A 12,382-nucleotide genomic window follows, 5' to 3' on the forward strand; every position below is an offset into this window, starting at 1 on the left:
AAAATCACTACACTTTTGTGAACCCGCCCGTCAGGCATAAAAAAACGGCGATCAGATATAATCTGACCGCCGTTGCTAAGCTCTGCCCCCGGAAAAAAGAAGAGCCCCGAAGGACTCTGAGCCAAGGGATTGGAAACTTTTACAGCATCAGGCGACGGATATCGCTCAGCAGTGCGTTTACGTAGGTCAGGAAGCGACCGGCATCACCGCCATTGATGGCACGGTGATCGTAGGAAAGGCACAGTGGCAGCATATTGCGCGGCTCGAACTCTTTACCGTTCCAGCGCGGCTTGATATCTGCTTTAGAGATACCCAGGATACCGACTTCCGGCGCGTTAACGATCGGCGTGAAACCAGTACCACCGATACCGCCCAGGCTGGAGATGGTGAAGCAGGCGCCCTGCATCTCGTTTGGCTTCAGCTTACGGTCCTTCGCCTTGCCTGCCAGCTCGATCACTTCGTTCGACAGCTCGTAGATGCCTTTCTTATCAGCATCCTTAATCACAGGCACCATCAGGCCATTCGGGGTATCAACCGCGATTCCGATGTTTACATACTTCTTGTAAACGATGTGCTCGCCATCAGCATGCAGGGAAGCATTGAACTTCGGATTCGCCACCAGCGCCTTAGCAACCGCCTTGATCATAAATGGCAGTGGCGTCAGTCGAACGCCCGCCTTAGCCGCTTCGTCCTTCATCGACTTACGGAAAGCTTCCAGCTCTGTGATATCCGCTTCATCGAACTGAGTCACGTGCGGGATATTCAGCCAGCAGCGTGCCATGTTGTCGCGGGTAACCTTCGCGATCTTGCTCAGCTTCTCGACTTCAACTTCACCGAACTTGCTGAAATCCACTTCAGGGATCGCCGGGATACCGGAACCACCTGTCACGGCCGCCTGTTTAGGCTGCTCGGCCAGTTTCTTCAGCGCTGATTTCACATACGCCTGAACGTCTTCCTTCAGGATACGGCCTTTACGGCCGGTACCCGCAACCAGTGACAGATCGACACCGAATTCGCGGGCCACTGCGCGTACCGCAGGACCTGCGTGAACATTGCGGTTCTTCTTATCCAGCGCTGCCAGGTCAGTCGCTGGCGCGGCCTTCGCCGGAGCTGCTGCAGGTGCAGCCGCCTTGGCCGGTGCCGGAGCTGCTGCTGCCGGAGCGGGTGCCGCTGCTACAGGTGCCGCTGCCGGAGCCGCACCTTTAACTTCCAGCACCAGGATCAGGTCACCTTCGTTACAGGTACTGCCTTCACTGATCTTAACGTCTTTAACAACACCGGATTTAGGCGCAGGTACTTCCATAGAAGCCTTGTCCGTTTCCAGTGCAATCAGGCTGTCGCCTTCGTTGACTTCATCGCCGGCCTTTACCAGCACTTCGATCACATCAACGTCAGTGGCACCGGACAGGTCCGGTACCAGCACATCTTCGACACCGCCCGCTACCGGCGCGGCAACCGGGGCAACGACAGGAGCTTCTGCCGCAGGTGCGGGTGCAGCTTCTGCAACCGGCGCTGCGGCCGGTGCGGCACCTGCAACTTCCAGGGTCAGGATCAGGTCACCTTCATTACAGGTGCCGCCTTCGCCCATGATCACTTCTTTAACCGTACCGGCCTTAGGTGCAGGTACTTCCATAGACGCCTTGTCGGTCTCCAGTACCAGCAGGCTGTCGCCTTCAGCGATCACATCGCCCGCTTTAACCAGTACTTCAACCACATCAACATCGCTGGAACCGGACAGGTCAGGCACCGTCACTTCTTCTACTGCAGACGCAGCCGGGGCCGCCGCTGGCGCGGCAGCTGGGGCTTCAGCAACAGGTGCAGGAGCGGCAGCAGGTGCAGGCTCGGCAGCCGGCGCAGTCGCTGCGGCGGCGACATCTTCAGCCGTGACTTCAACGATTGCTTCACCTTCATTGATGGTGTCGCCTTCGTTAACCATGATTTTGGCGATCACACCGGCACGATCCGCCGGTACTTCCATGGACGCCTTATCTGTTTCCAGTACGATCAGGGAATCGCCTTCGGCAATCACATCACCGACCGCCACACAAACTTCAACGATATCTACGTCTGTAGCGCCGCCGATATCAGGAACATTAATTGTGATATTGCTCACGTTTCTATCCTCTACCTTAATAAGCTGATTCGAAGTTCAGGGGCAGTCTTAAACTGTCCAGGGTGCCGGTTTTTCCGGATTGATGTTGAACTTCTGCATAGCTTTAGCAACGTCAGCAGTCGATACCTGACCTTCTTCCTGCAGTGATTTCAGTGCCGCCACGACAACGTAGTAGCGGTTAACCTCGAAGAACTCACGCAGTTTGTTGCGGGTATCGGAGCGACCGAAACCATCAGTACCCAGTACCTTGTAGTTGCGCGGGATGTATTCACGCAGCTGGTCTGCATACAGGCGCATGTAGTCGGTGGAGGCGATTACAGGGCCTTTGCGGTCTTTCAGGCAGTCTTCCAGGAAAGAGGTACGCGGCTCTTCTTCAGGATGCAGCATGTTCCAGCGATAAGCGGACTGGGCATCGCGACGCAGTTCGTTGATGGAGGTAGTGCTCCATACGTCTGCCTCGATGCCGAACTCTTCACGCAGGATAGTTGCGGCTTCGCGAACTTCGCGCAGGATAGAACCACAGCCGAACAGCTGTACTTTCTTCTCTGCGTCTTTGCCCTCTTCCAGCAGGTACATACCTTTGATGATGCCCTCTTCGGCACCAACCGGCATCGCTGGGTGAGCGTAGTTTTCGTTCAGCGTAGTGATGTAGTAGAACTTGTTCTCCTGGTCTTCATACATACGCTTCAGACCATCCTGCACAATCACGGTCAGCTCATAGCCGTAGGTCGGATCGTAGGAGACACAGTTCGGGATCATCTGCGCCATCAGGTGGCTGTGACCATCCTGGTGCTGCAGGCCTTCGCCGTTCAGCGTAGTACGACCGGAAGTCGCACCGATCAGGAAGCCGCGCGCCTGCATATCACCCGCCGCCCAGGCCAGGTCCATGATGCGCTGGAAACCAAACATGGAGTAGTAGATGTAGAACGGCACCATGGTGCAGTTGTTGTTCGCGTAGGAGGTCGCCGCAGCGATCCACGCAGACATTGCACCCGCTTCGTTGATGCCCTCTTCCAGAATCTGACCGGTCTTGGACTCTTTGTAGAACATGATCTGGTCAGCATCGTGCGGCACGTAGCGCTGGCCTTCAGAGGTGTAAATTCCCAACTGACGGAACATTCCTTCCATACCGAAAGTACGCGCTTCGTCCGGCACAATCGGTACCACACGCTCACCCATGTTCTTGTCCTTAACCAGGGTGCTCAGCACTCGGTTAAGGGACATCTGAGTGGACAGCTCACGCTTGCCACTCTCTTTCAGGTTGTTGGCAAACGTTTCCAGTGCCGGGATTTCCAGCTTTTCAAATTCGGTGCGACGTACCGGGTAGAAACCGCCCAGTTTCTGACGACGATCCAGCATGTACTTCATTTCCGGAGAGTCCGGAGCCGGACGGTAGTAAGGCACGTCCTTCAGCTGATCATCAGACAGCGGGATGTTGAAACGATCACGGAAATCCTTCAGATCGTCGATCGCGACTTTCTTCATGGAATGGGTGTCGTTCTTCGCTTCGCCGGACTTACCGGTACCGTAGCCCTTAACAGTCTGCGCCAGGATAACGGTTGGCTGACCCTTGTGGTCCATCGCCTGCTGGTAAGCAGCGAATACCTTGTACGGATCGTGGCCACCGCGGTTCAGGTTCATGATCTCGTCATCGGACATGTCCTTAACCATTTCCAGCAGCTCAGGATACTTGCCGAAGAAATGTTCGCGGGTATAAGCGCCGCCGTTAGCCTTATAGTTCTGCAGTTCGCCGTCACAGACTTCGTCCATGCGCTTCTGCAGCAGGCCTTTATCATCTTTCTCAAACAGCGGATCCCAGTGACGGCCCCAAAGGCACTTCACTACATTCCAGCCGGCACCGCGGAAGACGCCTTCCAGTTCCTGTACGATCTTGCCGTTACCACGTACCGGACCATCCAGACGCTGCAGGTTACAGTTGATCACGAAGACCAGGTTTTCCAGCTGCTCACGACCAGCCAGGGCGATCGCGCCCAGGGATTCCGGCTCATCACACTCACCATCACCGAGGAATGCCCAAACTTTACGGTCACCACGGTTGATCAGGCTACGCGCTGACAGGTAACGCATCACATGCGCCTGGTAGATCGCCTGGATCGGGCCCAGACCCATGGATACGGTCGGGAACTGCCAGAAGTCAGGCATCAGCCATGGATGTGGGTAGGAAGACAGGCCGTTGCCGTCTACTTCGCGGCGGAAGTTGTCCATCTGTTCTTCTGTCAGACGACCTTCCAGATAGGCGCGGGAGTAAATACCCGGGGCAATATGGCCCTGGAAGAACACCATATCGGCATCCTGATCGCCTTCGTTACCACGGAAGAAGTAGTTGAAACCGATATCGTACAGAGTCGCGGAGGAGGAGAACGAAGATATATGTCCGCCCAGGCCTTCATCGTTGTCATTGGCGCGCATAACCATCGCCATCGCATTCCAACGGATGAAAGAACGGATACGACGTTCCATGAACAGGTCACCCGGCATACGCGCTTCATCCCTCGGCGCGATGGTGTTGCGATACGGGGTGTTCAGGCTGGTGGTGGTACCAGCGCCCAGTTCTGCCGCTTTTTCACCGAGTTTACGCAGAATGTAGCTTGCACGATCATCGCCTTCACTTTTGGCGACAGATTCCAGTGCATCCAGCCATTCCTGCGTTTCAATCGGATCAATATCTTCAATAAAGTCTTGCACTATGCCTTCTCCACTCTCAGGTTAACGCAGTTTATCCAGACTTAGTTTGTCTGCAGGCCCGACTCCATGCTGCGCCGCAACAATATAGTTATCATCTGGTGCTGTTAATTATATATGTAGTAATACTACAGAAAAATGATGCCGGAATCTACAAAAGCGCCTTTTCGACTACAAAAAGCAGACTATTTTCTATACAGCAGGTTTTTTTGTAGTTTTTATACAGGGCTATGGATCTATGTTGATATTGGCCCTGCGCAACGCCCTTTCCTGGCGTGAGTTTTCCCGCTCACCTTCCAGCAACGCATCTTCAACATAGGCCAGATGGTCGTGTGCAGCCATGCGGGCCTTTTCCGGATCGCCTTCCAGAATAGCGTTCATCAGCAGCGCGTGCTGCTGATGGATCTTTTCCCGGTAGTCGGCTTTAGGATAGATGTTCTGCAGGTTATCCCAGATATGCTGACGCAGCAGGCTGAACAGGGCCCGCATCATATGCAGCAGCACCAGATTGTGGGTGGACTCGGCAATCTGCAGGTGAAAGTCCACATCTGCGTACACTTCCTTATCGAATTCTTTGTTTTCGTGGAACCGCTCCAGATCCGCATAACGCTGACGGATCAATTCCTTGTCCGCAGGCGTGCTTCGCAGCGCAGCGTAGTAAGCCGAAACGCCCTCCAGCGCATGACGGAACTCCAGCAGGTCATACTGGGCCTCAGGATGGGTCTTGAACAATTCCAGTAATGGATCGGAAAACGAGCCGCCCAGATCTTCAGACACATAAGTGCCGCCGCCCTGCCGGCTGATCAGCAGCCCTTTTGCAGTCAGTTTCTGTACCGCCTCACGCAGTGAAGGCCGCGAAACTTCAAACTGCTTCGCCATCTCACGCTCAGGGGGCAGCTTCTGACCAGGCTTCAATGTCCCCTCCAGGATCATGGCTTCTAACTGCTCCATGATCACATCGGAAATTTTGGGCTGCCTAACCCTTTGATACGCCATACAAAAACTCTCCACAAACTTATTGGTATGACCAATATGTTACGGCGGGATACACCGTTTCATCAATTCCGAATTTGCACCTTATAACTACAGGGTCTTTACTGATAACGGAATAAAAGCAGATAACAAATTGGTTTTACCATTTTTAAATACCTTAAACCCGGTTTGATTTGCAATCAAAGTTTAAGCAAATTCCGCGAAAATAGCGGGCACCGGAAAAAGAACAAAAACCTGTTGACAAGTCCTGCTCAAAAAAAATACAGTCTTAGTTCGCGGCTGGTAAATTGGTATTACCAATCTTAACACAAGGATGTCTGACTGAGTAAAACCCCGCAATAAATTCTCAGACTGCTAAGTGCCGTAGTAATAACAAAAATGAATCGCCATGAGGATGTGTCATGAAAAAGTTCGCTAAGTCCATGATCTCTGCTGCTGTAATTTCTGCTGCTGTTGCTGGTGTAAGCGCCCCGGCTCAGGCGGCTGATAAGCTGCTGTTGAAAACCCCAATCGCTTTCGGTTCTCACCTGCCAGCACTCGGCACACCGATTAAATGGGTTTCCGAACAGCTTAAGCTGGTCAGCGACGGCAAAGTACGGATGAAAATCTACGAGCCGGGTAAGCTGGTTAGCCCTCCCGAAATTCTTGATGCTGTATCTTCCGGTAAAGTGAACTCCGGTTACTCGACTGCCGGTTACTGGCAGGGCAAGATGCCTGCAGCCGCTCTGTTCTCAGCCGTACCTTTCGGCCCTGAAGCAGGCGAATACATGGCATGGCTGTACTACGGCAACGGCATGAACCTGTATCAGGAGATGTACGACAATGCCGGCTACAACGTAAAAGTCCTGCCTTGCGCCATCATCTCTCCGGAAACATCCGGCTGGTTCTCCAAACCGATCGAGAAGCCTGAAGACCTGAAAGGCCTGAACATGCGTTTCTTCGGCCTGGGTGCTTCCGTTATGGAAAAACTGGGTGTCGGCACAGTTCAGCTGCCAGGCGGTGAAATCTTCGGAGCCCTGGAGAAAGGCGCGATCGACGCAACCGAATTCTCTCAGCCTGCAATCGACCAGCGCCTGGGTCTGCACAAGATCGCCAAATACAACTACTTCCCTGGCTGGCACCAGCAGGCAACTGTCTTTGAGCTTCTGGTGAACAAAGACACCTGGGGCAAAATGAGCAAAGGTCAGAAAGCCCTGGTTGAGACGACCTGTAAGGCATCCATGACGAATGCAATCGCCGAGGGTGAGGCAATGCAGTTCGACGTGATGGCCAAAGCCAAGGATAACGGTGTAGAGATCCGCTACTGGAACGAAACTATGCTGAAGACCTTCGAATCCAAATGGGGTGAAGTGGTTGCAGAGAAGACTGCAGCTGATCCGTTCTTCAAGAAAGTATGGGATGACATGAGCACTTTCCGCGAAGGTTACGACCTGTGGGAAGCCAATGCCTTCCTGCCACGCGCGCAGCGCTAATCAAGCCTGAGGCTTGAAACAACAGGCGAGCCCGGTCAGCTCGCCTGTTCTGTAATACCGCAGGCCGGAATACCCCAATACCGTGCGCCGGTATCTACCCTGATCATCTATAACTATAACGACTGTCCTGAGTAAGAGGTTGGGCCTCCTGTGAATCAACAAGACAAACTTCCGCCAGTACCACTGGCTGACGCGATCGATCGCTTTATCCAGCGCATCGGCATGAGCGTCGCTTGGGTGTACGTATTGCTCGTACTGGTAATTATGCTCCAGGTTATTCTGCGAAAGGGTTTTTCCAGTGGTCTTATTGCTCTGGAAGAGCTGCAGTGGCACCTGTACGCTATTGGCGTAATGTTTGGCCTTTCGTATGCCCAGACAACCAACAGCCACATCCGCGTTGACCTGTTCTATTCCCGCCTCCGCGCCCGCACTAAACGCTGGGTGGAGGTGATCGGCATCCTGACACTGGTACTTCCTTTTATTCTTGTTGTGTTCCTGCACAGCATCGATTTCGTCGCCGACTCATGGCGCATCAATGAACATTCTTCGGCCCCATCAGGCCTTCCCTGGCGCTGGCTGATCAAAGGCACCATTCCAGTGACCTTCGCTCTGCTTGGCCTGGCGGTTGTATCCCGCCTAATCCGTGATCTGACTCTGCTGGTGAAAGGTGAAAACTGATGGAGATTAATGAGATTCTTGTTATTGCGATGTTCCTGTCGTTCATCGCACTGCTGTTTACCGGTATCCCTGTTGCCTGGGTGCTGGGTGGTATTGGCGTAATCTTTGCCGGTATCGGCTACCTGGCTGACACCTACTTCGACACTATTACCGGTCTTGATTACCTGACTCTCGGCCTGGTGGTAAACCGCCTCTACAAGATCATGGACAACTGGATTCTTGTGGCGCTACCGATGTTCATATTTATGGGCATCATGCTGGATAAGTCCGGTGTAGCGGAGCGTCTGATGCAGTCCATGCAGGAGCTGTTTGGTCGTGTGCGCGGGGGTCTGGCGATTACTGTTACCGCAATCGGTATTATCCTGGCCGCATCCACCGGCATCATCGGGGCGTCGGTCGTACTGCTGGCCGTTATGTCCCTGCCTTCCATGACCAAGCAGGGCTATGCCATGCCGCTGGCCTTGGGCACCATCGCCTCTGCCGGTACACTGGGCATCCTGATCCCACCAAGCATCATGCTGGTGATCATGGCTGACCAGCTGGGCCTGTCCGTGGGCGACCTGTTTATGGGTGCGGTTATTCCGGGCCTGATGCTGGGTGCGATGTACATCATCTACATTCTGGCGGTTGGCTTCTTCAAGCCTGACGCAGCACCAATTCCATCGGATGCCAAGCCGATCACCCTGGGCGTGTTCCTGAACGTGATGAAAGCGGTAACACCAACGCTGCTGCTGATCTTTGTAGTGCTGGGTTCTATCTTCGCCGGTATTGCCACACCGACTGAAGCCTCCGGCGTCGGCGCATTCGGTGCGACCCTGCTGGCAGCCTACAACAGGAAGCTTAACTTCAAGGTCGTAAAAGAGGTGGTTGGCGGTACCATGAACACCACCGCTTACATCTTTGCGATCTTTATCGGTGCCACCTGTTTCGCTCTGGTACTGCGTGAGTTGGGCGGTGATGAGCTGATCGAGTCGTTCCTGACCGGCCTGCCATTTGGTCCTTACGGCATTATCTTCTTTATCCTGGCAGTGATTTTCCTACTCGGTTTCTTCCTGGACTGGATCGAGATCACCCTGATCATCCTACCGCTGCTGGCACCGGTTATTTCGGCGCTGGGCCTGGGCATCGATGGCTACGGGGTGGTGGATAATCCTGAGCTGGTGTGGTTCGTGATGCTGGTTGCCATGGCATTGCAGACATCCTTCCTGACACCACCGGTCGGCTTTGCCCTGTTCTACCTGAAAGGGGTCTGCCCGCCAAACGTTAAACTGAGTGATATCTACAAGGGGGTGATCCCATTCATCCTTCTCCAGCTGGGCGGGCTACTGATTCTGGTGTTCTGGCCGCAGCTCGTACTCTGGCTGCCGGCAATCGCCTACAGCTAAGATCCTAAGCCTGCAGACCCAGCAGGCCAGGAGGGCGGCGCATTGCCATAGGGGCCAAAGTGCCTTTCGCGCTGCCCTCCTTTATCCATAATTATTACAGCTGCTATAGCAGATATTTTGGTGAGGTTACCTGGACTATGAAACAGAGCTATCGGGAACTTCTCGATCAGCTACGGGAATTTATTCCCGAAAAGCGCCTGATCAGCGATCCACTGAGAACACTGGCCTATGGAACCGATGCCAGTTTTTACCGACTGATTCCACAAATCGTAGTGCGTGTGGAGAGCGAGCAGGAAGTGCAGCAGGTCGTCACCCAAGCCGCCGAGGCCGGTATCGCCGTGACCTTCCGCGCGGCAGGCACCAGCCTGTCCGGCCAGGCCATCACCGACTCTATCCTGATCCAGCTGGGCGACGGCTGGAAAGGTTATACGATCAGCGACGACGCGACAGAGATCAGCCTGCAGCCCGGTGTGATTGGTGGTCACGCCAACAAATATCTGGCGCCCTTTAACAAAAAGATCGGTCCCGACCCGGCGTCGATCAATGCTGCGATGATCGGCGGAATCGCTGCCAATAACGCCAGCGGCATGTGCTGTGGTACCGCGCAAAACAGCTACCGCACCCTGAAGAGCATGCGTCTGGTTCTGGCTGACGGCACGCTGCTGGATACCGGCGATCAGGCTTCTGTGACCGCGTTCCGCCAAAGCCATAAAGGCCTGCTGGATGCCCTCGACAGTCTGGGTAAGCAGACCCGTGGCAACGACAAGCTGCACCAGCGCATCAGGCACAAGTATCGCCTGAAAAACACCACCGGTTACGCCATCAACTCGCTGGTCGACTACGAAGATCCGATCGATATACTGCAGCACCTGATGATCGGCTCTGAAGGCACGCTGGGATTTATCTCGCAGATCACCTACAACACCGTTGACGAGCATCCCAACAAAGCCTCGGCACTGATCTTCTTCAACACCGTGCGCACCACCTGCGAAGCGGTCGCCTTGCTGAAACCGACTCCGGTTTCTGCGGTGGAGATGATCGACCGGGCCGGCCTGCGCTCGATCGAGAACAAAGAGGGGATGCCGGACTTTATCAAGGGCCTGCCAGAAGATGCAGCTGCGCTGCTGGTCGAAACCCGCTCCGCAGATCCCGCGGCACTGGAACAGCAGATCAGCGAAATCAAAACCTCGATCGCGCACCTGGAAACCAGCCAGCCGGTCTATTTCACCACGGACCCGGCCGAGTACGCCAAGTACTGGGCGATCCGCAAAGGCCTGTTCCCGGCCGTAGGCGCCGTGCGCCTGACCGGCACCACGGTGATCATCGAAGATGTCGCATTCCCGGTAGAACAGCTGGCGGATGCGGTACAGGACCTGCACCATATCTTTGAGAAGTGGCATTACGATGAAGCCCTGATCTTCGGCCACGCCCTGGAAGGCAACCTGCACTTCGTCTTTACCCAGGCATTCGATACCCAGGAAGAGATCGACCGCTATGAGGGCCTGATGGATGATGTCGGCAAAATGGTGGTTGGCAAATACGACGGTTCGCTGAAAGCGGAGCACGGTACCGGCCGCAACATGGCCCCTTATGTGGAGATGGAGTGGGGTAAGGATGCCTACGCCCTGATGTGGGAACTGAAAGAGCTGCTCGACCCGCAACAGATCCTCAACCCCGGTGTCGTCCTCAACCGCAACAGCCGGGTACACGTCGAGAACCTCAAGCCGCTGCCGGCGGCCGACCCGCTAGTTGATAAGTGCATCGAGTGTGGCTTCTGCGAACCCACCTGCCCGTCCCGCGCACTGACCCTGAGTCCGCGCCAGCGCATCGTCATCTGGCGTGAGATCGCCCGCCTGGAAGCCTCCGGAGAAGACCCGCAGCGACTGCAGGAGTTACGCACCGAATACCAGTATCAGGGGACCGATACCTGTGCTGCCTGCGGCCTCTGCTCGACGACCTGCCCGGTCGGGATCAATACCGGTGACCTGACCCGCTCTATCCGCAGCCGCAACAATGAGAACCACACCAAACTGGCCAACTGGCTGGCTAATCACTATGAAGGGGTCACCAGGGTCAGCAAAATCGCCTTCAAAGGCGCCGACCTGGCCCACGCCGCCATCGGCACTAAAGCGATGAGCAAGGTGACCGGTCTTGCCCGTAAGGTGACTGGGGGAGCCGTGCAGCAGTGGCTGCCGACCATGCCGACAGCGGCACCAAAGATCGATACCAGCGCACGGATATCAAACCCCGAAGCGCCCAGGGTCGTGTACCTGCCAAGCTGTGCCTGCCGCAGTATGGGACCGGCGCGCGGTGACAGTGAACAGACCCCGCTGGCCGAGAAAACCGTGGCGTTGCTGCGTAAGGCCGGCTATGAAGTGATCTATCCGGAGCAGCTGGATAAGCTGTGTTGCGGTATGCCATTTCAGTCTAAGGGCATGTTTGAAGCGGCCGACATGAAAGCCCTGGAAACCGGCGAAGCCCTGCAGCGCGCCAGCAACAATGGCGAATATCCGATCTATTCCGATACCAGCCCCTGCTCGCTGCGCCTGCGTGAGAAACTGGATGATAACCTTAAGATTTATGACAGCATCGAGTTCATCGACCAGTTCCTGCTCGATCGGCTAATCTTCACCCCGATCAGCGAACCGGTTGCCCTGCATATTACCTGCAGCGCCACCCGCATGGGCCAGGCGGAGAAACTGAAGCGAATCGCCGAAGCCTGTTCAACCCAGGTCGTGATTCCGGATCAGATCACCTGTTGCGGTTTCGCCGGGGACAAAGGTTTCAGCACCCCGGAGCTGAATGCTTCAGCCCTGCGCACGCTGAAGGACTCGGTATCAGGCTGCAGCAGTGGTTACTCCACCAGCCGTACCTGCGAGATCGGACTCAGCCATTACAGCGGTATCGACTATCGCTCGATTGTCTATCTGATCGACCGGGTGACTCAGGCGAAACTAAACAACACAGCCTCTACTGAGGAAAACCGCCGTATCCAGAGCCAGTCGCTCTGATACGGTAAACCACGAGGAGATGTAACG

General features: G+C 55.1%; 7 protein-coding genes. 4 read left to right on the plus strand and 3 right to left on the minus strand.

All coding sequences use genetic code 11. The features are described from left to right. Positions 1 to 139: 139 nt before the first annotated feature. The 3 genes from aceF to pdhR form a co-directional block, all read right to left on the minus strand. Entirely contained in the window at positions 140 to 2,113 is a 1,974-nt protein-coding gene (aceF, locus tag Q354_RS0121825; RefSeq protein WP_027859467.1) for a pyruvate dehydrogenase complex dihydrolipoyllysine-residue acetyltransferase, read from the minus strand. A 48-nt stretch (positions 2,114 to 2,161) separates the two neighbouring features. After that, positions 2,162 to 4,819, minus strand: coding sequence for a pyruvate dehydrogenase (acetyl-transferring), homodimeric type (gene aceE / locus Q354_RS0121830; RefSeq protein ID WP_027859468.1), 2,658 nt, complete (start codon positions 4,817 to 4,819; stop codon positions 2,162 to 2,164). Between the two features lie 225 nt (positions 4,820 to 5,044). Beyond that, positions 5,045 to 5,812 carry a pyruvate dehydrogenase complex transcriptional repressor PdhR gene (gene pdhR, locus Q354_RS0121835; RefSeq protein WP_027859469.1) on the minus strand — a complete coding sequence of 256 codons (768 nt, stop codon included), beginning with the start codon at positions 5,810 to 5,812 and terminating at the stop codon, positions 5,045 to 5,047. A gap of 398 nt (positions 5,813 to 6,210) precedes the next feature. Between pdhR and Q354_RS0121840 the strand changes: the two genes are divergently transcribed. The 4 genes from Q354_RS0121840 to Q354_RS26850 all read left to right on the plus strand — a co-directional run bounded on the left by Q354_RS0121840 (position 6,211) and on the right by Q354_RS26850 (position 12,355). Continuing rightward, positions 6,211 to 7,281, plus strand: a complete 1,071-nt coding sequence (locus Q354_RS0121840) for a TRAP transporter substrate-binding protein (protein ID WP_036231165.1) — start codon at positions 6,211 to 6,213, stop codon at positions 7,279 to 7,281. A gap of 150 nt (positions 7,282 to 7,431) precedes the next feature. Next, the gene (locus tag Q354_RS0121845; RefSeq protein WP_027859471.1) at positions 7,432 to 7,959 is read left to right on the plus strand and encodes a TRAP transporter small permease subunit; all 528 of its coding nucleotides are present in this window, start codon (positions 7,432 to 7,434) and stop codon (positions 7,957 to 7,959) included. After that, positions 7,959 to 9,344 carry a TRAP transporter large permease gene (locus Q354_RS0121850; protein WP_027859472.1) on the plus strand — a complete coding sequence of 462 codons (1,386 nt, stop codon included), beginning with the start codon at positions 7,959 to 7,961 and terminating at the stop codon, positions 9,342 to 9,344. The genes Q354_RS0121845 and Q354_RS0121850 overlap by 1 nt, the downstream gene beginning before the upstream one ends. A 137-nt stretch (positions 9,345 to 9,481) precedes the next feature. Next, positions 9,482 to 12,355 (plus strand): FAD-binding and (Fe-S)-binding domain-containing protein, encoded by a 2,874-nt coding sequence (locus Q354_RS26850; RefSeq protein ID WP_036231168.1) that lies wholly within the window; start codon positions 9,482 to 9,484, stop codon positions 12,353 to 12,355. The last annotated feature ends 27 nt before the right edge of the window (positions 12,356 to 12,382 follow it).

It is taken from the genome of Marinobacterium jannaschii DSM 6295, assembly GCF_000620085.1.
Taxonomy (GTDB): domain Bacteria; phylum Pseudomonadota; class Gammaproteobacteria; order Pseudomonadales; family Balneatricaceae; genus Pontibacterium; species Pontibacterium jannaschii.

Coding starts and splice junctions, on each gene's coding strand:
- pdhR (WP_027859469.1), bottom strand. CDS start 5,812: ATGGCGTATCAAAGGGTTAGGCAGCCCAAAATTTCCGATGTGATCATG.
- Q354_RS0121840 (WP_036231165.1), top strand. CDS start 6,211: ATGAAAAAGTTCGCTAAGTCCATGATCTCTGCTGCTGTAATTTCTGCT.
- Q354_RS0121850 (WP_027859472.1), top strand. CDS start 7,959: ATGGAGATTAATGAGATTCTTGTTATTGCGATGTTCCTGTCGTTCATC.
- Q354_RS26850 (WP_036231168.1), top strand. CDS start 9,482: ATGAAACAGAGCTATCGGGAACTTCTCGATCAGCTACGGGAATTTATT.